Source organism: Mediterraneibacter sp. 210702-DFI.5.30, assembly GCF_020560115.1.
Classification (GTDB): Bacteria; Bacillota; Clostridia; order Lachnospirales; family Lachnospiraceae; genus Mediterraneibacter; species Mediterraneibacter faecis.
In genome coordinates this window covers 1-23104 of the sequence record NZ_JAJCME010000016.1, presented here as the reverse complement: position 1 = coordinate 23104, position 23104 = coordinate 1, and the positions used below count along the sequence as shown (strand labels likewise).

17 protein-coding genes are annotated in these 23104 nt (G+C 41.2%); 5 read left to right on the top strand and 12 right to left on the bottom strand.

The annotated features are described in order from the left end of the window. Positions 1 to 2: 2 nt before the first annotated feature. Positions 3 to 3176 (bottom strand): diguanylate cyclase domain-containing protein, encoded by a 3174-nt coding sequence (locus LI126_RS13230; protein WP_227165549.1) that lies wholly within the window; start codon positions 3174 to 3176, stop codon positions 3 to 5. Positions 3177 to 3360: 184 nt separating this feature from the next. On the opposite strand from LI126_RS13230, the gene LI126_RS13225 reads away from it, so the two are divergent. The 3 genes from LI126_RS13225 to LI126_RS13215 all read left to right on the top strand — a co-directional run bounded on the left by LI126_RS13225 (position 3361) and on the right by LI126_RS13215 (position 6985). Further along, positions 3361 to 3936: a TetR/AcrR family transcriptional regulator gene (locus LI126_RS13225; protein WP_227165548.1), complete on the top strand. Its 576-nt coding sequence runs from the start codon at positions 3361 to 3363 to the stop codon at positions 3934 to 3936. Between the two features lie 256 nt (positions 3937 to 4192). After that, positions 4193 to 6190, top strand: a complete 1998-nt coding sequence (locus LI126_RS13220) for an oleate hydratase (RefSeq protein ID WP_227165547.1) — start codon at positions 4193 to 4195, stop codon at positions 6188 to 6190. A 126-nt stretch (positions 6191 to 6316) separates the two neighbouring features. Further along, complete coding sequence (locus LI126_RS13215; RefSeq protein WP_227165546.1) at positions 6317 to 6985, top strand: restriction endonuclease; 669 nt, start codon at positions 6317 to 6319, stop codon at positions 6983 to 6985. Between the two features lie 4 nt (positions 6986 to 6989). On the opposite strand, the gene LI126_RS13210 is transcribed toward LI126_RS13215, so the two are convergent. The 8 genes from LI126_RS13210 to LI126_RS13175 all read right to left on the bottom strand — a co-directional run bounded on the left by LI126_RS13210 (position 6990) and on the right by LI126_RS13175 (position 16574). Then, the gene (locus LI126_RS13210) at positions 6990 to 7556 is read right to left on the bottom strand and encodes a glycerol-3-phosphate responsive antiterminator (protein ID WP_227165545.1); all 567 of its coding nucleotides are present in this window, start codon (positions 7554 to 7556) and stop codon (positions 6990 to 6992) included. A 117-nt stretch (positions 7557 to 7673) separates the two neighbouring features. Continuing rightward, positions 7674 to 8042, bottom strand: a complete 369-nt coding sequence (locus LI126_RS13205; RefSeq protein WP_020437061.1) for a DUF1667 domain-containing protein — start codon at positions 8040 to 8042, stop codon at positions 7674 to 7676. 4 nt (positions 8043 to 8046) lie between these two features. Beyond that, the gene (locus LI126_RS13200; protein ID WP_227165544.1) at positions 8047 to 9312 is read right to left on the bottom strand and encodes an NAD(P)/FAD-dependent oxidoreductase; all 1266 of its coding nucleotides are present in this window, start codon (positions 9310 to 9312) and stop codon (positions 8047 to 8049) included. A 1-nt stretch (position 9313) separates the two neighbouring features. Then, positions 9314 to 10774, bottom strand: coding sequence for an NAD(P)/FAD-dependent oxidoreductase (locus LI126_RS13195; RefSeq protein WP_227165543.1), 1461 nt, complete (start codon positions 10772 to 10774; stop codon positions 9314 to 9316). A 164-nt stretch (positions 10775 to 10938) separates the two neighbouring features. Continuing rightward, the gene (locus LI126_RS13190) at positions 10939 to 12273 is read right to left on the bottom strand and encodes a DUF1254 domain-containing protein (protein ID WP_227165542.1); all 1335 of its coding nucleotides are present in this window, start codon (positions 12271 to 12273) and stop codon (positions 10939 to 10941) included. Between the two features lie 31 nt (positions 12274 to 12304). Then, a complete protein-coding gene (locus LI126_RS13185) occupies positions 12305 to 12541 on the bottom strand; it encodes an alkyl sulfatase dimerization domain-containing protein (RefSeq protein WP_226862372.1) in 237 nt (78 codons plus the stop codon). Between the two features lie 487 nt (positions 12542 to 13028). Continuing rightward, a complete protein-coding gene (locus LI126_RS13180) occupies positions 13029 to 14834 on the bottom strand; it encodes a S8 family peptidase (protein WP_227165541.1) in 1806 nt (601 codons plus the stop codon). Between the two features lie 57 nt (positions 14835 to 14891). Further along, complete coding sequence (locus tag LI126_RS13175; protein ID WP_227165540.1) at positions 14892 to 16574, bottom strand: glycoside hydrolase family 13 protein; 1683 nt, start codon at positions 16572 to 16574, stop codon at positions 14892 to 14894. Between the two features lie 183 nt (positions 16575 to 16757). On the opposite strand from LI126_RS13175, the gene LI126_RS13170 reads away from it, so the two are divergent. Next, on the top strand, positions 16758 to 17636 hold the full coding sequence (locus tag LI126_RS13170; RefSeq protein ID WP_227165539.1) for an AraC family transcriptional regulator: 879 nt from the start codon (positions 16758 to 16760) through the stop codon (positions 17634 to 17636). Positions 17637 to 17705: 69 nt separating this feature from the next. Here the strand turns inward: LI126_RS13170 and LI126_RS13165 are convergent, their stop codons facing one another. Further along, on the bottom strand, positions 17706 to 19655 hold the full coding sequence (locus LI126_RS13165) for a bifunctional metallophosphatase/5'-nucleotidase (RefSeq protein WP_227165538.1): 1950 nt from the start codon (positions 19653 to 19655) through the stop codon (positions 17706 to 17708). 491 nt (positions 19656 to 20146) lie between these two features. Here LI126_RS13165 and LI126_RS13160 point away from each other — a divergent pair, with 491 nt between their 5' ends. Continuing rightward, entirely contained in the window at positions 20147 to 21040 is an 894-nt protein-coding gene (locus tag LI126_RS13160) for a DegV family protein (protein ID WP_227165537.1), read from the top strand. Between the two features lie 113 nt (positions 21041 to 21153). Here the strand turns inward: LI126_RS13160 and rbr are convergent, their stop codons facing one another. Together rbr and LI126_RS13150 are read right to left on the bottom strand one after the other, a co-directional pair. After that, entirely contained in the window at positions 21154 to 21762 is a 609-nt protein-coding gene (rbr, locus tag LI126_RS13155) for a rubrerythrin (protein WP_227165536.1), read from the bottom strand. A gap of 132 nt (positions 21763 to 21894) precedes the next feature. After that, a complete protein-coding gene (locus LI126_RS13150; RefSeq protein WP_215640567.1) occupies positions 21895 to 22911 on the bottom strand; it encodes a glycosyltransferase family 2 protein in 1017 nt (338 codons plus the stop codon). Positions 22912 to 23104 lie beyond the last annotated feature (193 nt).

Genomic DNA, 23104 nt, shown 5'->3' with positions numbered 1-23104 from the left:
ATTTATATTTTTGCAACTATATCCTGAAGTAATCTGATCAGTTCTTTTGCGTTCACAGGTTTAAAGATACACTCATTCATTCCGGCTGACTTACACTGATGTATACTTTCGGTAGACGCCTGTGCTGTCATTGCCAAAATCGGAATCTCGGCTGCATCTTCCCTTTGGTCTGCCATAGAGCGGATCTTTCGTGATGCCTCTTTTCCATCCAACTCCGGCATCATGATATCCATAAGAACAGCATCATATTCTCTTAGCCCCGACTGTTTAAATAGTTCTGCAGCTTCCCGTCCATTCCATGCCTTTGTTACCTGTGCACCAGCTTCTTCCAGATAAAACTCTGCAATCTCCATATTGATCTCATTATCTTCGGCAAGAAGAATATGATATCCTCTGAGCGGTTTATCCTCTTTCAGATCCTGTTTTGTTCTCTGCACACATTCTTCATTCTGGCTTTCCTTTTCCGGCTGAACTACTGGAAAACTCAAATAAAAACGGAACTCCGTTCCAACGCCGGGCGTACTGCTCACCCGAATTGTTCCACCCATCTTTTCGACCAGTCCTTTTACAATTGACATTCCCAGCCCCGTTCCTTTATACTGCGTTCTTGCATCATTTATTTCCTGTGTAAAAGGCTTAAACAATTCTTCTTTTATATATTCCCTGCTCATCCCGACACCTGTATCCGTAATACGAAATTCGAATGCCGCACACATTCCATCAAAAGAAAGTTCTTTTACATAAGTGTCTATCCTTCCTCCACGCTTATTATATTTGATTGCATTACTGAACAGATTCAGCATAATTCTTCTGATCTGCAGCGTATCTCCGCTCAGCATCGTATGATTCACCTTTTCCCGATGGCTCTCATAGCTGATTTCCATTGCCTCTACCTGTGCACTGACCACAACTTCTACCTGATCCATCAACGTATTCAGATCAAACGTATCATTCTGCAACTCTAAATATCCTGACTCTATTTTACTCATATCAAGTACATCATTGACCAGTTCACTCAGATGTTGGACAGACAGATCGATTTTATCAACACACTCTTCTATCTTTTCCTGATCCTTATAGTTCTTACGGATCATCTGGATCATTCCGAGAATACCATTGATCGGTGTACGGATATCATGACTCATCCGATTCATGAATTCTGTCTTCGCACGGCTCTCGAGATCCGCTTTTTCGTATGCAACCTGCAGACGTTCTCTTTCTCTGTCTTCCTGCTCATGGAACTCTGAAATATCCTTGAACAAAATAATTGCACCGATCACCGTACTTGTCTGCTTAGTCTTACTTTCATAAACCATCTCCTGTGACATCAGGACTGTCTCCTGCCACCAGCATCTGCTTCCATCACTTTGCTCTACCTGATATTCCACAGTCACCTGCTTTTCGCCTGCTTTAAAACGTTCGATCAGCTGTGCCGGATTTTCTGTGATACGATAATTTTCTCTCGTCTCTTTTGTCACGAACCGTTGATAAGTCTTACAATACGTATCATAAGGACATGGAAGTTTTATGTCTGGAATCTGCCTGTTTTCCCTGTCTTGCCAAAATATCTTTTCTAATAAATTCTGTGTCAGATTAACACTTTGGATTATTTCTGCTGTATCCATCAATGCTTCTATATAGTTTCCGTTTTCCAAAATGGACTGCGTCAGCTGTTCATAGAACTGTGTCAGTTGCTTTTTCTCATTTACGATCAATCTGTCCCTGTCCTGATAAACATCAAACCCAACAAGAAAATGATGCAGATTTTCATTTTCAGCAAAGTCAGGCAGTAAAAGTGTGATCCGGCCACGCAAAACTCTGTCACCATCTTTGTGACAATAAGAATATTCCTCTACCTGATGTTCCTCTGTCAGTGTTTCCCGGATTTCCGACAGCTGAAGTTTCTCCCAAAGTTCCCTGCGTTTCTCTTCCTCCGCCAGCTCCTGTATAATCTGCTCTACTGCACCAGAATAACTACCATCATCTGCAAGGAAAAATTCTGAACTTGCACGAAGAACAACATACTGATCCACAATCGCATCACAGTACAGACAATCTGTAAAATGAAATCCTTTTTCTTTTACAGATTGTAACAGCCGACTCCTAAGTCTCCGCTTGTCAGCTGCTTCTTTCATCTTCGCCCGATTCTTGTCTACATACATGTTCTTATCCGCATATCGGAACAGGTCTTTCATATTACTTCCCGGAAAATCTGTAGACAATGCATATCCCACTGCATAGCTAAGTGGCATATCCGGATGATTCTTTGAATAACGCTCCGTCTGTTCCCGTATCATCTGCAGACAGTCTTTCACCTGCTCATGATCCACCTGCTTTAACACTGCAATAAACTCGTCTCCACCGTCTCTTCCGACAAAATATTTCTCCGGAAGTGCTGCCCGCAGTTGTTCTGCAAATGATCTGATATATTGATCGCCTCTTTCATGTCCCTGCCGGTCATTAATGATTCTCAGATTATTTAAATCAAACACCATTACCGCTGTTGATTCACTGCCCGTAAGCGGCTCTTCAGATGCCAGAATCTCCTCGCACTTATTCTTATTCGGAAGTCCTGTTGCCTCATCCAGATAAACCTTCTGACGAAGCACACGGTTTTGTGCCGCGTACCGCAATGCCTTGAAAAGCTCATATCCCAACAGACACACAATTCCAATAATATCCACGACAACGATTTTCTCCAAACGATTTAAGGAAGATGCCAGCTTCTGCGAATAACTTTCCGCAAGCCCTGTTGTCTCATCACAGATTGTAAAAAATGTTTCACTTTTATTTATAATCTGTGTATTCTCATATCCTTCTTCTCGAGCCTTATAGATTTCTTCCTTTAGTTGTTCAAAAAATTGTTCCTGCACTTTCATCTTATCCTGAAATGCTTTATCATCCAGACGGACAAGGTTCAGTTCATCGCTGCCATAACGTAACCCATCAATATACGCATCCACTTCCCTGATCATTTCATCCTGTGGTTTCTGTGCATTTTCCAGTTTGATGATCTGCTGCGTCTTTCCACGCACAAGTCCGGCATAATTCACTACACGAGCCGTTCCTTGCATATCGCTGACCAATATCATAATTCCAAAGAATAATGCGATCAGGATACAGGTAAGAAGCATCATGAAAATACGTAGAATCCGTGTGATTTTCTTTTCTTTCATATCTTTATAACCTTACTTTTACTTTATTTAAAGATTATAACAGAATCTCCTTTGTTTTCCCATAATTAAAATACATCACCAGAGGATTTTTAAAAATGGTGTAATACTTGCTATCTGTTTTGGAAAATGTGATACTATAAATTATAGTCACACTTAATTTTCGTAACAAACGGAGGGACCCTCTATGATAAACCAGACAAAACAAATATTGGAAGAATCTCTGAAAAAATTAATGCTTCAAAAGCCGCTCGATAAGATAACCATCCGCGATTTAACCGAAGACTGCGGCATCAGCCGTATGGCTTTCTACTATCACTTTAAAGATATTTATGATCTGGTTGAATGGTCCTGCCTGGAAGATGCAACCCGCGCTCTTGCCGGCAAAAAAACTTACGACACCTGGTCTGAAGGACTGGTACAGATTTTTGATGCTGTGTATGAAAATAAGCCATTTATATTAAATGCTTACCGCTGCATCAGCCGGGATCAGATTGAAAGTTTCCTTTTTCATCTGACTTCCGATTTACTGATGAATGTTGTAGAGGAAAAAGCAGAAGGCACCAGTATTTCTGAAGAAGACCGGCGTTTTATTGCCGATTTTTATAAATACAGCTTTGTCGGTCTTATGCTCGACTGGATCAAACAGGGAATGAAAGATGATTATGTCGATCTGGCACATAAGATCAGTATTACCATCCACGGAAGCCTTATGCATTCAATTGAAAATTTCGCAGCACTTCCCAAAAAAGAAAATTCATAATCTCCATATATAATATTTCCTATAATTATCACTGGAATAAATGTTGAGGACAAAATCCCCCAACTATAACACTTTACAAAAAAGGGCAAATGATAAGTTTTTTATCACTTGCCTCTTTTTGTAAATTGAAAATCTTCAAAAATGTCCATACTATAGCTATAACAACTATACTTCATATCTCGTTATTTAGAGTAATTATGATGAGATGATCTCAAAACGAGACATGAATCCGTTTTTTCAGAAAGGTGGTTTTATTATGTCAAATAAGAAATCTAAACTTGGTGTAATCTCTGCAGTAGCAGCAGGCACAGGAACTGCAATTTATCTCGCACAGAAGGCAAAAAAAGAATCTGGTAATTCAGAATCCGGTAATTCTATTTTTAAGAAGAGTACTGTTGCTGATTCTTCCGTTCCAGATAACTATCGTAACACTGAGCGCGGAAAATATGACCGCAACAGCAAAGGCATCTATTATTCCAACGGAAACTACGAAGCATTTGCACATCCGGAGAAACCGGAAGGTGTAGATCAGAAAAATGCTTACATCGTAGGAAGCGGACTTGCCTCTCTGGCAGCGGCATGTTTCCTTGTCCGTGATGCACAGATGCCTGGATGCCAGATCCACATTTTAGAAGCAATGGATATTGCCGGTGGTGCATGTGATGGAATCTATGATACTTCCCGAGGTTACGTAATGCGCGGTGGACGTGAGATGGAAAATCATTTCGAATGTCTGTGGGATCTCTTCCGCAGCATTCCATCCATCGAGACACCTGGTGTTTCTGTACTTGATGAATATTACTGGCTCAATAAGCATGACCCGAACTATTCCCTTTGCCGTGCAACTGTAAATCGTGGCAAAGACGCACATACAGACGGAAAATTCAACCTCAGTCAGAAGGGCTGTATGGAAATCATGAAACTCTTCATGACAAAAGACGAAGATCTCTACGATAAAACCATCGAAGATGTTTTTGACGAAGAAGTATTTGATTCTACTTTTTGGCTCTATTGGAGAACAATGTTTGCATTTGAAAACTGGCACAGTGCTTTGGAAATGAAATTATATTTCCAGAGATTTATCCACCATATTGCCGGACTGCCTGATTTCAGTGCATTGAAATTCACCAAATATAATCAGTATGAATCCCTCATTCTTCCGATGCAGAGATACCTCGAAGATGCCGGTGTGGACTTCCAGTTCAATACAGAAGTCACAAATGTTGTATTCAAATTCGAAGGAGACAAAAAGATTGCATCTGCAATTGAATGTAAAGTAAACGGACAGGAAAGAGGTATCGTCCTGACAGAAAATGACCTCGTATTTGTCACAAACGGAAGCTGTACAGAGGGAACCATTTACGGAGATCAGAACCATGCACCAAACGGGGATGCCGAAGTCCGTACAAGCGGTGTATGGAACCTTTGGAAAAACATTGCCCGTCAGGATCCATCCTTCGGACATCCGGAAAAATTCTGTTCCGACATTGCCAAGACAAACTGGGAATCTGCAACAGTTACAACTCTGGATGACAAGATCATTCCTTATATCACAGACATTTGCAAACGTGACCCTCGCACCGGAAATGTTGTAACCGGCGGTATCGTCAGCTGCCAGGATTCCAGCTGGCTGTTAAGCTGGACGATCAATCGTCAGGGACAGTTCAAAGACCAGGATAAAGATAAGGTATGTGTCTGGGTTTATGGATTATTTACTGATGTACCTGGTGACTATATCAAGAAGCCTATGAAAGACTGTACCGGAAAAGAAATCACAGCAGAATGGCTCTATCACCTTGGTGTTCCGGAAGATCAGATCATGGATCTGGCAGAAAACAGTGCAATCTGTGTACCGACAATGATGCCTTACATCACAGCATTCTTCATGCCACGTGCAAAAGGTGACCGCCCGGATGTTATCCCGGATGGATGTGTCAACTTCGCTTTCCTCGGACAGTTTGCTGAAACTCCAAGAGATACTGTTTTCACAACAGAGTATTCTGTACGTACTGCTATGGAAGCTGTTTATGGACTTCTCAAAGTAGACCGTGGTGTGCCTGAAGTATGGGGAAGTGTTTATGATATCCGCGAGCTTCTCGACAGCTCTGTAAAACTTATGGACGGAAAATCTCCACTCGAGATCCAGCTGCCTGGACCGCTGAACGCACTGAAGAAACCTCTTCTGAAACTCGTAAAAGGAAATGTGATTGAAAAGGTACTGCGTGATCACAATGTACTGAAGGACGGAACGTAAAAAAGAACACTTGTTCTTTTCCCTGAAATATGCTATTCTATTTCTACCTGATTACGTAAGAAGAATGCTCCCGGCATTCTTCTTACGTAAATGATTTCAGACAGCATATAGGAGAAGCAGCAACACATGGATGGATATCAGTTCGAAGAACAGTGTGCGATCATACTAAAAAGAAAACATTTTTCAAAAATAGAAGTTACTAAAAGTTCTGGGGATCAAGGCGTTGACATCATTGCCTATAAACACAGAAAAAAATACGGGATACAGTGTAAGTATTACACGTATCCCGTTGGTAACAAAGCAGTCCAGGAAGCTTATGCCGGTGCAAATTTTTATGACTGTGACAAGGTCATCGTAATGACAAACACAACATTCACCCGCTCCGCGATTGAACTTGCTGAAAAACTGGATGTAGAATTGTGGCCGGATTGCCCGGTCACACCTTTTTACAGTTTATTGTTCAAGATCATGGGATTATTGAACCTGCTTCTTTTCCTTTACGCGATCCTAACACTTTTTTCTGCAAAGTATGATTTTATTCATTTGCCGGTTTCACTTGATACGATATCGCTGGTGGCACTCCTGACAGCCTCTGCTTTAGGAATCTTCGGCTGGAAGTATCTCCTTTGTAATCTGATTACCTCCGGAGCTTTCCTCTTCCTTGCATTCCATGTTGTGCTTTCACCTGTATCTCTGGCAACAGATTATACATACACACAACTGCTCTCCTTAATTCCTGCAGTTGTATACATGCTTCATGCCGGGTGGCTGAAATTAAAGAAGATGAAAAAATAAAAGCTTATTCAAACCAAATTCCCGGATTCGTAGACGATACACTGGTTACTCCTGCCTTAAGAAGTGCCATTACATCTTCCTTCTCCCGGATCATTCCTCCGGCGATCACAGGTACCGGAAGATCTTTACAGATCTTTCCGATCACCTTCGGCATCATTCCCGGAAGAACCTCTACCACATCCGGCTTTGCTGCCATTACCTGTGTTTTCACATTTTCATAAGCCATAGAATCAATCAAAAATACGCGCAATACCGTGAGCATTCCAAGTTCCTTCGCTCGATGAATGATCGTCGGTTTTGTGGAAATTACACCATCCGCTTCTGTATATTTTTTGATAAAATCTGCAGCAATGTTCTTCGATGCCAGCCCATGGATCAAGTCTAGATGTACTACCGCCAGTTTTCCTGCTGCTTTTACTTTAGAAACAATCTCCGGAATTGTACAGATGTCTCCATATAAAATAAATACAACCTGGCTTTCACTTTTCAGACAGGCATCTACTCCTTCATCATCTTTTACCGCTGCAATCACAGGGGATACCTCCAACGCATCCAGAAATTTATAATTCATTTCAATTCTCCTTTGTTCCGCCAAGATCAAATGAATGCCAGACACAGAAACTGTGAACAACAGTACTTGTATCTGGCATCTGTTTCATAAATTATACTATATCTCCTTCACAATCGTCTAGTGTACTGCATCCACATTTCCGGCAGCTACGATATTTACACCTGTACCTGCCACATTTTCCAACACAATATCTCCAATGTGAACCGGAGCTTTGATCGTTACGCCGCGAAGTGCTGCGATACAGTCAAAAATCTTATCTTTTGGAATGTCATGCTCTGTCTTCACATTGATCATTGGTACTTTTCCGTCTGCGACACGAACTGTAGTCGTTACAATACGCGTTGGATCAGTTACTTCCTTTCTTGCATACGCCTCTCCACGTGGACACGTATTTCCTGTAACGGATACAACTTTTCCATCTTCCATTTTTACAACGATCGGACATCCCATCGGGCATCCGATACAGATTAATTCTCTCTCACTCATTTTCTTATGCCTCCTCGATCCGAATCGTAATCTTCTTTGTCTCCGGGTATTCTTCCAGTTTCTTTTTCTTCAGGATTACCTGCTCCATCTCACCCGGTGCCATCACCTGACGTTTCTTCTTGCTGATCAGCTGATCGTCAAAATACACTGCAATCGACTTATTCTTAAATACATCTCCGACACGGAAACGAACGGTCAGATTTTCTTCCATTTCGGAAGGTCTTACAAAGGATGGTACAGTATAACGCACTCCGCCTTCCGGAGAAATCGGAAGTATTTCTGCCTGCACGTCCTTTTCTCCTGCCTTTATATAAGTGGCTGCGTTCTTTCCTGCTGTCGCTGCCTCCTGAGATACAAAATCCACAAGATCATGCACATGCAATACATTTCCACATGCGAAGATGCCGTCCACACTTGTTTCCAGTGAATCATTTACGACCGGACCTGAAGTAACCTGTGAAAGTTCTACTCCTGCGCTTTTTGAAAGCTCATTTTCCGGAAGGAGTCCGCAGGAAAGAAGCAAAGTATCACAAGTATATCTTTCCTCTGTTCCTGGAATCGGCTTGCGGTCCGGTCCGACTTCTGCAATCGTAACAGCTTCCACGCGATGCTTTCCTTCTATATCGATCACTGTATGACTCAGCTTCAGCGGAATCTCAAAGTCATCCAGACACTGTACGATATTTCTCTTCAATCCACCGGAATAAGGCATCAGCTCTGCAACTACCTTAACCTTCGCCCCTTCAAGTGTCATACGTCTCGCCATGATCAGACCGATATCTCCGGATCCAAGAATCACAACTTCTTTTCCCGGCATAAGCCCTTCCATATTTACAAGATGCTGTGCCGTTCCGGCAGAATAAATTCCAGCCGGACGATACCCCGGAATATTCAGTGCTCCTCTAGAACGCTCTCTGCATCCCATCGCCAGGATAATTGCATTTGCCTGAAGAAGCAGAATTCCATCCTCGCGATTTGTAGCTGTTACTACCTTTTCCTGTGAAATGTCCATGACCATTGTATTTAATTTATATTCAATACCACGTTCTTCTACCTGCTCAATAAAACGTGCTGCGTACTCAGGTCCTGTCAGTTCTTCTTTAAATGTATGCAGACCGAATCCATTATGAATACACTGCTGCAAAATGCCTCCGAGACTTTTATCTCTTTCTAAAATCAATATATTATCTATTCCGCTATCTTTCGCTGCGACTGCTGCCGCAAGTCCTGCAGGACCACCGCCGATTATGATTAAATCATATGTTTTCATTTTACTCATCCTCCAGTTCTTTATTTTCACCTACGATAAATTCCGATCCAACGCCATTTTTGCCAATCTTATCAACCGGCATCGGAACTTCTCTTTCCAGAATCTCCATAACCTTCGGGGAACAGAATCCTGACTGGCAACGCCCCATGCCTGCTCTTGTCCTGCGCTTCACGCCATCCAGAGAACGTGCGCCGAGTGGACGGTGAATTGCATCCAGGATTTCTCCTTCTGTGATCATCTCACAGCGGCAGATAATATTTCCATAAGCCGGGTTTTCTTTGATCAGCTGATTTCTCTCTTCCAGAGAAAGCGTATCCGGATCTAAAATCCCATGTCTCACCGGATTAAAATCAGACTTTTCTTCTGCATTCAAAAGGTCTCTTACAAGTTCTGCAACCGTAACACCGATTGCCGGTGCTGAAGAAAGTCCCGGAGATTCAATGCCTGCTGCATTGATCAGTCCTTTTACATCCGCTGATTCACCAATTACAAAGTCATCTCCATCCTCGTGTGCACGAAGACCTGCAAAAGAAGTAATCACCTGACGAAGCGGAACATTCTTAACGCTATGAGAGGAAACTCTTGCGATCTGATCCAGACCATCCATTGTCGTGTTTACAGCACCTTTATCTTCTACATTTACTGCTGTAGGACCTACAAGCAGATTGCCGTGAACTGTCGGTGTGACCAGTACTCCCTTTCCCATTTTCGACGGAAGCTGGAAGATTGTACTCTTCACATAATCTCCAACTGTCTTATCCAAAAGCATGTATTCCCCTTTACGGGCTGTGATATGAAGCTTTCTGTCTGAAAGCTGATTATTGATCTCATCAGCATAAACTCCTGCTGCATTAATAATAAGTTTTGTCTCGATTGTCTCATCAACACCGGTATCTGCGTGATGAACCTGAACGCTAAATCCTTCTCCTGTCTTTTCCAGTTTTTCAACTTTTGTATTCAGGAAAAAACGAACACCGTTCTCGTATGCATTTTCCGCATATCCCATTGTCATATGGAATGGACAAACGATTCCTCCGGTTGGAGCCCACAGTACACATGTCACATCATCTGCCAGGTTCGGCTCTTTCTCAATCAGAGTCTCTCTGTCTAAAATCTGAAGTCCAGGAACTCCATTTTTCTTACCTCTCTCCATTAAAACCTGAAGTCCTTCCGGATCCTGCTCTTTCGTACATACAACCAAAGAGCCGTTTCTCTTAAATGGAATGTCAAGCTCTTCTGCGATTCTGTCCATCATCGCATTTCCCATCACATTTAACTTTGCCTTCATCGTTCCCGGAACTGCATCAAATCCCGCATGGATGATCGCACTGTTTGCCTTGGATGTCTCATTACAGACATCCTCTTCCTTTTCAATCACACACGTATTCAACTTATATCTGGAAACCTCTCTGGCAATCGCGCTGCCTGTCACTCCTGCACCAATAATAACAACATCAAACATATCCATTCCTCTCCTTTATCACACAAAAAAAGCAAGGCAAATAAAACGACTGCCTGTCGTTTCATCTACCTTGCTCAAATCTCTGGTATCTAATATTCGTCTTTTCTTTATTCTAGCACACTTTTCAGAAGAATCAATCCTCTTTCTGTACAATGTGAAAATATTTAGTTCACATGTGATGGATAAATCTCTGTAATGGTCGGTGCCATCCACGTTTCCAGGGCGTCCATATCAGGCGTATAGATACGCATAAACAGATGGAAACCTCCAGCGCCCACAGGAAGCCAGTTTATGGTGTTCTGTGGGGCATCTTCAGACAGAATAACATCAACGGAACCATCATCATTTGCCTGTAAACCGGAACGGTCATTTATGCAGTAACGATTAATAGGATTATCGATCAGAAAATCACCGTCCCCATATGCAGTCACAGACCAGAATCCCCCTTCAAGAACCTGCGGATAGCTTTCGAAATGAAGAATATATGATTTTTCTCCTGTGAGAGTATTTTCATCCGCATCCTGCTCTATCTTTGGATACAGCGCAACTTCAACTGTATTAGCACCAAGCCCTGCAAGAGCTACCAGTGCACGATAAGCGTATTCTGTATTGAAATCTCCGATCGGTTCACCAAAATAATCCCACTGACCAAGCTTTTTTGAGAATTTCTGTCCCTCTTTGATAAGCTTTAGCTGAATTTCTGTCAGCATTGTCTTCCAGTTTTCTGCAACATCACCGGTAAGAACAGAAATGTCAAATTCCATACCAGGACCTATATTCACAGCTGCTATTTTTTCAAGCATTTCCTTATCTGCAGCTGTCGGAGAATTCTTTACCATCAACTCATTGGCCTTATTAAAAAATGTGATCGGATCCATGGAAAGGACCTTATCAACAGGAATATAATCATTCTCTTCGCTGTAGCTTCCCCTCGGAGGTTCATAAGTGTCTCCGGATATATAATCGGAAAGCGGCATAAGTTTCATTTTTCCTTGGATGGCATACACATTTGGAAGATCCTCTTCTCCTGATAAAACGATTCTGGTAATGGACCATGCCATAGATGTAGGAACATCTATACGGGTAACTCCCTCAGGCAGTTTCCCTTCCCACGTAGAAAGAGTAATTGCATATGCACCAGCCTTATCAAGAACCGCAGCAGTATTTGTCCATCCATCCAGTACCTGAACCTTACAAAAACGATCTGTTTTTGGAAGTTCATAGACCATCGGCTCCTCGCTCAGATCATACCAGACCTGTGAATAGATCGTATCCACATTAGGAGTCACCACAGTCCTGAATTGTGCATCTGCCAGTGCAACACTGTGTATAAACTGATTTACAGGTGCTTTTTTGGTAACAACTTCCTCTGTGTTCGTTGCCGAGGTCTCAGTTGCATCCATGAGCACCAGCGGAAATGCATAAACATAAGCATCTTCCACTGTCTCCCATATATTTTCATCTGTCTCACTGTCAACAGATGCTGCAAATCTTTTCATATTCATATCCTCCTGCTTCCGCTCCAAAACTTTATGGTTCAATAATATTAAAATATTTATACTCTGACGTAACAGTAACCGCATCCATCAATCGTGTCAGGCAGGTCTCATCACCCTCCTGTTCGATCAAAGCAGCAACATTCTCTGCGTTTTTCTGAACAGCATCTGTATCACCGAAATATTCTACCAGCTTTTGGGCATAATCCGACGGTGTAAGTTCAGCAAGATGGACAGGATTAGCGTCATACCAGCCCATATTTGGTCGCATTCTCAAACTCCGCAGTATCTTCAAAATCCAGCAATGCATAAACTTCCTAATTTGCATCAATCGTATACTGGGTAGCCGGTTTGCTTTCCGCTGTTAATTCCGATACTGAAATTGCGGTTGAACTGGCCACAGCCAGTCATGGTAAATGCCAATGCAGCGACAATCAAAGTAATTACTTTTTTCTTTTCATGATGTCATGCCCCCTTTGTTCTGTTCTTTTTCAAACCTGAATTAGCTTTTGTTTTTATTTTAACACAAGCACACTTAAGCAACAATATCTTTATGAATTTAAAATGAGTAAATACGCGCAAATTTTAGATATTTTTCAATATATTAATTTAAGTTCAAAATAACCATCTATTATCAAGAGCTTAAAGTTAATTTTGAAAAGTTTTATTGTATTTTGAAGAAATTTGTGAATATTACAAAAGGTATTCTTCTTCGAAAATCACAGATTGTAAATATTTCAGATGAATACATTTAACTTTCACATACCAGGGATGCTTTGAACAATACACAACCTCCCATACCCCAACTTTCCATTCGGCCACCTCTCATACCCGGGAATCTGTCTCGCCCCTCTCCGCAAATATGCTTTCACTTTCTCTCCATACAGATACGGATCATTTCCTTTCACAATCCCCCACTCCATCAAAAGTGCCGCGCTTCCTGTAACGAATGGCGTTGCAAATGAAGTTCCTGTGAACTCTGCATATCCTCCACCTGCTACCGGAGCCATTATCCTCACACCCGGAGCGGCCAGATCAGGTTTGTTTGCATTTTCCCCCTCATATATCTGTGTCGGTCCTCGTCCGGAGAAGTCTGCATAAGAAAAGGTCAATGCATTATACGCTGCCACAGTAATAACAAGAGATGCAGTAGAAGGTATCGTAAGTGTTGTGGAACTGTCTGGCTTTAAAAATGCAGTACCGATATTAAGTGCATTCTGTACCGGAAGCCACATTTGCCACAACTTATCCACAACCTGTCCTGGCATCATCTGTATTTTCCACACTCCGGCTGTGACAAATTCATTTCGTGGTAGAAAACTAATATAAATTTCCTGACGAATACTATATGGTTTTGGCTCTCCATAGTAAACCAGGAGTTCTGTTTCACCAATCTGTATTCTTTGTGTTCCTTCTTTTTCTTCCAGTCTGCCGGAATGATTTCCGGATGGATCGACAATTGTAATTGTGACTTCATCGACATAGGATTTCCAAATTTGCAGACTGAATGACTTCTCCCTCTGCTGTACTGCAAGTTGAACTTCTGTCATCATTCCTTTTCTATATTCACCTGCCGCATGTCCCGCAGTCGTTCCTTCATTTCCACTTCCTACACAAATCACATTCTTCCAACGTTCAGATACTGTATTCAAATATCTTTCCAAAAGACTTGTTCCATCATGGGAACCATATGTATTCCCAAAACTGATATTGATTGTCACCGGCTTTTTTAACTCTTCCGCTTTTCGTACGATATAATCCACACCTCGCATCAGCTGGGTAGTTCTTGGGAATCCTGTTTCCCCTGCTCCCCCCATCTTTACAATCAGCAGTCCTGCTTCGGGTGCAGCTCCCCGATATTTTCCATTCTTACTACCCCTTCCATTTCCAGCCGCAATCCCGGCTACTGCTGTTCCATGTCCACTGGTATCACGACTTGGTACTATGCGATACCTTTCTTCCCTGACTTCCATGCGTAGTGCTTCATTTATCTGTTCTGAAGTGAACTCTGTTCCGATATGATATCCTTGCGGCGGTTTACCGTTTTGTAACGTCTGATCCCATAAAGCAAGAATTCTTGTCATTCCATCTGCATTTCTAAAATCGGGATTTTCATAATCAATCCCACTGTCTACAATTCCGATCAATACGTCCTTTCCCAGCAGTGGAAATGACTGTTTTTTCTGCTGATTATCCTCTACCCCTTCTTGCCCAATCGAAGAAAAAGAAGACGCAGCCTGTACTTCATCAATACAGGACACACGCCTTCCATTCTCTACTTGAAAATATAAACTTTTCGGTTTTTCTATAAATTCTACTTCTGGAAATGCTGCCAGTTCTTTTATCTGACTTTCTTTTATTTGGATAATGGCATATCCACCTGTCAGTTCCGTCACATAAACAGCTCGTGTTCTTACTCGCTCTAACGTCCCGGAATACTTCACGATCAATTCCCATTCTTTTTCTTCCAGATCATATCCGATATCCAGACTCTCGCTTTTCTGACGTTCTTCTTCTGTGATACTTAATGCAAGATTCAATTGATTTTCTATTTTCTGACTCACGAAGGCTGCACCTTACTTCATCTCTTATTTCTATGTTTTATGAAGTAATTTAGCAGATTATTCCATTTTCATCTCTAAGACAACCACCTCACAGCTTTTCAGATTCAGCCTGTTCTTTGTATAATCTACTGTCTCGTTCTTCTGGTTCGACATTAATACTCTTTTCACATTCCCCTTCAATTCAATGCTTGCTGCGTCTGTTCCGAAATTAGCCACGACAAGAATACTTGTCGCTGCGTTTGTTCTATAAAATGCCAGGATATCATCCATTTCTTCATATTCCGGAATGAATTCTCCATAAGTAAATACATTTTTAAATTCATCTGATTTGCGCAGTGCTACTAACTTTCGATAATAATTCAGAACAGAATCCGGATTGTTTTCCTGATCTTCGACATTGATCTCTTTGTAATCAGGATTTATCTTTAACCATGCCGTTCCTTTTGTAAACCCGGCATTCTCCCCGCTTGTCCATTGCATTGGTGTTCTCGCATTGTCACGGCTCATCCGATTACAAGCTTCCATTGCTTCCCGGTCAGATAATCCAGCTCCACGGGCAATCTGATACTGGTCTTTTGTACTGATATCATCGAATTCGTCAATGCTGTTCCACTTCGCATTTTTCATGCCTATTTCCTGTCCCTGATAAATGAAAGGAATTCCTCTGAGAAGAAGATTAACCGTACCAAGCATCTTCGTTCCCGCCGGTGTCTGGGCATAAGCCGGAAGAAATCTTGACACACCTCTCGGTTCGTCATGATTCTCTATAATATTTGCTTTAAATCCATACTTCTGTGTTTCCACCTGAGACTGGAAGATTGCTTTTCTCCATTTAGGAAATTCCATCTTCGGAGCATCATACCATCCATGTTCTCCATCACTGAGACAATGTGCACTAAAGTCAAATATTGTTGAGAAATGTCCGTTTTCTCCAATAAATTCCGGTAATTCATCCGCTTTCATATTGAAGACCTCTCCCACTGTAAATGCATCGTATTTTTGGAATGTATTTTTCTTTAAGTCTTCCAGAAGTTCTCCGACACCATCTACACTTTCAACCATTTTCCAGCAGCCGGCCATGCCATCTGCCCCATCCGGTTCAAAATCAGGAAATTTCAGATCTTTCTTGATATTAATGATCGCATCGATTCGAAAACCGGAAAGTCCCTTTTCCAGCCACCAGTTGATCATATCATAGAGTTTCTGTCTTAATTTCGGATTCTCCCAGTTCAGATCCGGCTGTTCCTTTGCGAACATATGAAAATAGTATTTATCAGTTCCCGGCACCGGTTCCCAGCAGCTTCCGCCAAAATAAGAACGATAATTACTCGGCGGATTTCCATTCTTTCCTTCTCGGAAATAGAAGTAATCCGCATATTCTCCTTCCGGATCCGCTAATGCTTTCTGAAACCATTCATGTTTGTCAGAACAATGATTAATTACCAGATCCATGATAATATGCATGTCTCGCTTTTTCGCTTCCGCCAGCAATTCATCAAATTCTTCCATCGTTCCAAATTCTTCTGCGATTGCATAATAATCTGCAATGTCATACCCCTGATCCACAAATGGTGATTTATAGATCGGTGATAACCATATAATATCAATTCCAAGCTTTTTTAAATAATCCAGTTTCGATATGATACCTCTCAAATCTCCGATTCCATCTCCATTTGTATCAAGAAAACTCTTCGGATATATCTGATATGCTACCTTGTCATGCCACCACTTTTTTTCCATATTATCAACCTCTTTCACATCATTTTATCTTTCACATAATATGGCGTCACGATCCCATAAGCTTTCGTATTGCCAGATCCCATCGCCTGTATTATACTGCTATTATATGATTATATTCGCATGAATTCTTGCATTATTTTTTCATTGTATAACACAATACTGCTATTTTAGGAGGGGACCCGTATGAACGTTCCACATTCACTCATATTAGAGCAAAAAGAAAATACAAAACATGGAGAAGTATTCTTTCCGATCCAAAAATATATTACAAAACTTAACTTAAATTCCCCGGTCATTATGACTCACTGGCACGAAGAAGCGGAACTCACTTTGATAACAAAAGGTTCCTGTATTTATCAAATTGATTTAGTTGACTATGAAGTAAATGAAGGTGATCTGTTATTCATTCCACCACTGCTTTTACATTCAATCCGCCTGAATAGAACTGATGATTTCTGCTCAGAAACCTATGTGTTTCATGTTAACTTTTTAGGGGGAAATGCAACAGATATATGCTCCACCCGTTATCTTACACCTATGATAAATCATGAATTGACCTTGCCTTATCATATTTCATCCACACACCCTGCACATCATTCTCTTCATGAATGCTTTATAAAAATGGCTTCACTCTATACGGAACAAACATTTGGATATGAAATTGCCCTGAAATCAGTCCTATTGCAGGCACTGTTTCTCCTACTTCAATATAGCACCACGGAGTCTGCAACTATTTCTGCTTCTTCAGATAAGCTGAAAAATGTACTCGATTATATCGATCTCCACTATGCCGAGCCTCTCACAATTTCTGAACTCGCAGAGCTTTGCTATTTCAGTGAATATCATTTTATGCGTTTTTTCAAAAAGCATATGAACATGACCTGCATCCAATATATTAATAATGTCCGGCTCGAAAAAGCAGTAGAATTATTTGAACATGGAGAATCATCCATCCTGGAAGTCTCACTCTCCGTTGGCTTTCATAATCTTTCTTATTTTCACAGAGCCTTTAAAGCCAAATATCACATGACACCATTATCTTTTATCAAAAGACTGAATTAATGTTTTGCTTTAAGAAAAGCAGCGGCCGAAACTTCCATTTTCAGCCGCTGCTTCTATAAATTCAATCTTCTATTTTTTCTTTCTTCGTCTCTTCTTGATTAACTTTCGAATCAATACTACCAACAGAATAATGATCAGAATAAGAACCAGAACGATACCAATGATCATCACTGAAAACTTATTCGGATTCTTCACGAGATCGATCACATTTCTGCTTTCATCTACAACTTTACGTCCATGTGTCGTCTCATAATACTCCGGCACATTTGAAATGCCGTTGCCATCTGTATCATCAAAAGACTTCATATATCTTGCGATCGCATCCCACGCTTTCAGCTCCTTATCGCCTTCCATGATTGCCTGATCTTCCAGATTCTCGATCGGATTACCATCCTTATCCTTCGGCTCGATCTTCAACAGACCATAAGACATTTCCATTACAGAGCCAAGCATCTGTCCGGTATAAAGATCCGTCACAACTCGGTATAACTGGTCATCCTGGATCTCGATTCGTTCTCCATCTTCTCTTGTCAGATAACAGTCTGTTACTTTATTCAAGATCATTCGATGCGGATTGAATGTGAAATTCAGCCCGCTGCAATATAATCTTGCAGTTGTCATAAAATCGGAAACCGAAGCGTCTACTTCTGCTGCCAGTTTCAATTCTTTACCAGTCAGATAAACATCAATCAGCGGATATCCTGCCAGTCCGTCTTTTCCTATTCCAAGTGAAAATGAATTATATACATCTTCTACAGTGATATTTCCTTTCGTATATGTGTCGCGCACACAGCCGCTTGGAACAACAGCTACATCCACCGGCGTTCCATTATAGTCTTCTGAATGCTCTACAGAATAGATATACGAATCAGACATAATATCTCCAAGATTCAGTTCTTCATGCTTCGTCTCCATTTCTCCGAGACTGTTGAATTCGACATCATTCTCGGCAAGAACTTCATCTCTTGTATATCCGAAATTCGTCAGGTAATTAGTATCTACTGTATCCATCAGCGCATCGATCCGCTCTTGTGTCGCCTGATCCGGCTCAATATCTTCAGATACCGGAATCAACTCGTAGGAAGTCATCTCCCAACGACCATCCTGTTTCTGTGTCATGGAAAGTGATCCAAGATTTCTTGCGTATTCTCCACAGGATACAATGTAGGTATTTCCGTGCTGAATAGGCTCTTTTAACTCGGTATGTGTATGTCCGCTGATGATCAGATCAAGATCCGGTACTTCCTTTGCAAGGATCTCATCTTCTGATTTTTTCTCGTCCTCCCAGGTTCCGCTGTGAGACACACAGGCAATCATATCTACCGTTTCATTCTTTTTGATCTCTTCTACCGTTTTCTTAACTGACTCAACCGGATCTTTAAATAATAATTCACAGGTTGGTGCACATTTCAGGGCATCTACTCCAAACACGCCCACTACGGCGATTTTTACATCACCTTTCTCAACAACCACATAATCCTTTACGCCATAGTTTTCAAATGCTGACTGGATCTGTTTTTGCCCTTCACTTAATCCGTTCATTTCCATGCTGTCCCAATCAACATTGCACACAACAAGACTCGGTAACGTCTCGCCGGAATCCTTCGCCGCTGTCAGCATGTCTGCCAGTCCCTTGGAACGATAATCAAATTCATGATTTCCAAAAGTTGACACATCACATCCGAGATATCCCAGCATCCTAAGTTCCGCTGCTTCGGTATCATAAACTGTCTGGATCAGCGTTCCCATTGAAAAATCACCGCCGTCCAGTATCAGTGTATCCGGATTCTCTTTCTTCTTCTCGTCAATCAGAGTCTTTAGCTTCGCAAATCCGCCGATTTCTTTCTGTTCTCCATCTACAATTGTTGAAAAGCTGTTTAAATGAGAGTGTGTGTCATGCGTAAACAATACATCTAACTGTTTGCTTTTTTCTGCCGCTTCTGCCGGAATATTCATTACAAATGGAAGAAGCATTGTAATGATCAGAAAGAGCGCCAGAATCTTTTTTCCTCTTTTCATAAAGTTCTTTTCTCCTCTCAAAACTCGTGGTCACTGGGCTGAAAGCCTCGAAACTACGGTATTTATTTCAGCGACTACATATAGTCGCTGTAGTTACTTATATTCTGTCAGTTCCTCATAATCAAGATCTTCAAATTAATTGCAATAATCTGCTCTTCGTCCACGCCATGCTGTTTTAGATAATCCTGATAAATCTCCAATAGTATTGATTTTCCACATCGTCTCACCTATGATAATGTAAAAAGCAATAATATTCAATAGTTTTTGCATCGCAATGTAAAAACTATATGAATTTTATTGTTTTTTGCATTCTATTAACTTTTATAGATTCTATTATTAGTTCTAAAATTTTATAATTTTATTACTAGACTAAGGCAAATCGATTTTATTTTCTCTTAATTGCATTCCTTTGCATTCAGTGTTAGAATTTATATTATTGCTCTAAGATTTTTTACTGCAAAAATAAACAGGGATAAAAGGATAAAGATACTATGTTTCAGATTTTTGTTGACTCGGCAGCCAATCTGCCGGCTGTAACTGCAAAACAATACGATATTCACGTGATTTCTTTCGTCAATCTTGTTGACGGCAAAGAGATTACCTGTTTTGACCCGGAGCTTTCACCAGAGGAAGAACGTCAGAAAGGAACCGAATACTATCAGGCCATGAGCAGGGGCTGCGAAATCAAAACCGGACTGATCAGCACTGCTGCCTTTGAGGAAGCATTTCGAAGCGCACTCGAAGCAGACCAGGATGTATTATATTTCTCACTGAGTAAAAATATCAGTGGTACTTACAATTCCGCAAGATTAGCTTCGGAAGAGCTGTTAGATGAATTCGGAGATAAACACAAGATTCGTCTGGTCGACTCTCTCAATGCCTCACTTGCCCAGGGAATCCTTGCCGTCTATGCAAGCGAGATGCGTGCCAAAGGAATGTCTGTGGATGAGGTCGCTGATACTCTGGAATATTATGTTGGAAAAATGAACGGAGTCTTCACTGTCGGGGATTTAAAATATCTTTCCCGCACCGGAAGAATCAAAGGAAGCGTTGCCACCATCGGAAATGTTCTTAAGATCAAACCAATCTTACGTGGAAACAAAGATGGCTATATCGTTTTTTACAAGAACTGTCGCGGACGAAAATCCGCACTGAACGAACTGGTCAATCTGGTCTGTGACAACATTGTAGAGCCAGAAAAGCAGATTCTCGGGATTGCACACGCAGATGCATATGAAGATTCGCTTTACATCATGGACAAGATCCAACAGAAAATCAAAGTGCGTGATTTTATAAATACTTCTTATGATTTCTGTACCGGAAGCCATGTCGGACCGGATACGATTGCACTTTTCTTTATTGGGAAGGACAGGGAACTTTCATAATATATAGATAATAAAAGAGGAACAAGCCCATTGGCAATACACGTGCCACCTGCTGTTCCTCTTCATTTATAAATCTGCCCGTTTTTTCAAAAACTTCTGAAATGCCTCATTGCCTAAAATCCAATGTGCAAATCAAGAAAAACAGGAAGAAAATATCCCTGTGGGTGCTTGCATACCGGACACAATGCAGGTGCTTCTTTTCCTTCGTGGATGTGACCGCAATTTGTACAGATCCATTTTTTGGTTCCATCCGTATTTTCGCACATATAAAACGTGTTATTCTCCAGGCTGTCTGCAATCTTACGGAATCTTTGGCTATGTGCTGCTTCTATCTCTGCAATCTGCTGAAATGTTGCTGCTACCTCAAAGAATCCTTCCTGTTTCGCTACATCTGCAAATGCCGGATACACAGCTTCCGCCTCTTCCTGCTCATTATGTTCTGACGCACGCAACAGCTGAACCAGAGTCTTCGTCTCATCTACCGGATAACTCCCATCAATAAAGATATTCGTTCCTGATGCTTCTTTTAGCAATTCATAGTATCTTCCCGCATGTGCCCGCTCCTGATCTGCTGTGTATAGGAAAATGTCTGCAACTGCAGGTTTCCCTTCTTTTCGTGCCTGCTCCGCCGCAAATGTATAACGGTTTCGCGCCTGTCCCTCTCCTGCGAACGCACGCATCAGATTTTGTTTTGTCTTGCTTTCTGAAAATAAAACAGCCATGTCATATACTTCCTTTCTTCAAATCTTCTACTCTTTTCTAAAAGCTAAATTCATCCAAATCAGTATATGTCATGACTGGTTTATTAATTCACCTGTCCCAAATATTCATAGAATTTTTGTAACTGTTCTTATTTAGTTAAATCCGATAAGTCTTCTCGCAACCGTATACGCAAGTGAAGACACTCTTCTTCCTGATCTTCCCGGAAGATTCATCGTCTGTCCAAGAATTCCATAACGGATCTTCATATAAGTCCTATAGTCTTTTTTCTTCAGATAAGCCCACAGTTCTTTCTTCTTCTCGAAATTCTCTTTCTTCTTAGAGCGAATGCATAAAATAGAAGAAACGGTCATCATGATTGCCAGATAATTCACCATATATTTTCTCAGCTTCTTGCTTCCGATCAGACGAAGCTCATACATGGAGATCATTTTCTTCGTTACGAAAAGCTGCTGGTCGATTCTGCTGATCATCACCTTCTCATTGACTGACTGATCCTCACGTCCGATGAAATATCTGTAAAGATCTACATTCATGTAATAAAGTGTACGTACATGTGGCAACGGATAATATACATAAATATTATCTACATAAAATGTATGCTTCGGTAATTCCAGCTGACAAAGCTTAAGCATCTCTGTACGGTAAATTACAGAATGCATCAAGATATACTGATCCAGACGGAAATGTCCGATATCCTCCCATTTAAAAATCTGATTCTCCGGAAGAACGTTATCGTAACGAATGACTTTCTTATGCGTCATGCCAACCTTCTCATATACATAGTTCGCAATGACCATATCTACTTCAGACTCATCTTTTACAAATCCTTTGATCGTATCAAGGACCTTCAGCAATGCTTCCTCGTCTACCCAGTCATCACTGTCTACAACCTTAAAATACTTTCCTGTCGCATGCTCCAGTCCACAGTTCACTGCATCTCCGTGTCCACCGTTCGGTTTCGCAACTGCTTTTACGATCGTCGGATATTTTTCCTGATATCGCTCTGCGATTTCCTGAGTTCCGTCTTTTGAACCGTCATTCACTACAATGATCTCAACATCCTCGCCCCCAACAAGAATAGAATTGATTGCCTTTTCCATATATGCCTCTGAGTTATAACATGGAATTGCAAATGAAATATATTTCATGGTTTTTCCTCCATTTTAAAATGCCGCCTACGGCGTCGCTTCCTTTTCTTTTACGTTTGACTATCTCATGAACCCGCGCTAACCGCGCTCTACCGCCTGTTACACAGGCTGTTCATTCGATAATGGCGTAAGAAAAGTAAATGCCGCCTACGGCGTCGCTTCCTTTTCTTTTACGTTTGACTATCTCATGAAC

What these genes read in the sequence shown, in the direction of transcription:
- LI126_RS13230 (WP_227165549.1), bottom strand. Translation starts at nt 3,176, where the DNA reads ATGAAAGAAAAGAAAATCACACGGATTCTACGTATTTTCATGATGCTT.
- LI126_RS13225 (WP_227165548.1), top strand. Translation starts at nt 3,361, where the DNA reads ATGATAAACCAGACAAAACAAATATTGGAAGAATCTCTGAAAAAATTA.
- LI126_RS13220 (WP_227165547.1), top strand. Translation starts at nt 4,193, where the DNA reads ATGTCAAATAAGAAATCTAAACTTGGTGTAATCTCTGCAGTAGCAGCA.
- LI126_RS13215 (WP_227165546.1), top strand. Translation starts at nt 6,317, where the DNA reads ATGGATGGATATCAGTTCGAAGAACAGTGTGCGATCATACTAAAAAGA.
- LI126_RS13210 (WP_227165545.1), bottom strand. Translation starts at nt 7,556, where the DNA reads ATGAATTATAAATTTCTGGATGCGTTGGAGGTATCCCCTGTGATTGCA.
- LI126_RS13205 (WP_020437061.1), bottom strand. Translation starts at nt 8,042, where the DNA reads ATGAGTGAGAGAGAATTAATCTGTATCGGATGCCCGATGGGATGTCCG.
- LI126_RS13200 (WP_227165544.1), bottom strand. Translation starts at nt 9,312, where the DNA reads ATGAAAACATATGATTTAATCATAATCGGCGGTGGTCCTGCAGGACTT.
- LI126_RS13195 (WP_227165543.1), bottom strand. Translation starts at nt 10,774, where the DNA reads ATGTTTGATGTTGTTATTATTGGTGCAGGAGTGACAGGCAGCGCGATT.
- LI126_RS13190 (WP_227165542.1), bottom strand. Translation starts at nt 12,273, where the DNA reads ATGAAAAGATTTGCAGCATCTGTTGACAGTGAGACAGATGAAAATATA.
- LI126_RS13185 (WP_226862372.1), bottom strand. Translation starts at nt 12,541, where the DNA reads ATGCGACCAAATATGGGCTGGTATGACGCTAATCCTGTCCATCTTGCT.
- LI126_RS13175 (WP_227165540.1), bottom strand. Translation starts at nt 16,574, where the DNA reads ATGGAAAAAAAGTGGTGGCATGACAAGGTAGCATATCAGATATATCCG.
- LI126_RS13170 (WP_227165539.1), top strand. Translation starts at nt 16,758, where the DNA reads ATGAACGTTCCACATTCACTCATATTAGAGCAAAAAGAAAATACAAAA.
- LI126_RS13165 (WP_227165538.1), bottom strand. Translation starts at nt 19,655, where the DNA reads ATGAAAAGAGGAAAAAAGATTCTGGCGCTCTTTCTGATCATTACAATG.
- LI126_RS13160 (WP_227165537.1), top strand. Translation starts at nt 20,147, where the DNA reads ATGTTTCAGATTTTTGTTGACTCGGCAGCCAATCTGCCGGCTGTAACT.
- rbr (WP_227165536.1), bottom strand. Translation starts at nt 21,762, where the DNA reads ATGGCTGTTTTATTTTCAGAAAGCAAGACAAAACAAAATCTGATGCGT.
- LI126_RS13150 (WP_215640567.1), bottom strand. Translation starts at nt 22,911, where the DNA reads ATGAAATATATTTCATTTGCAATTCCATGTTATAACTCAGAGGCATAT.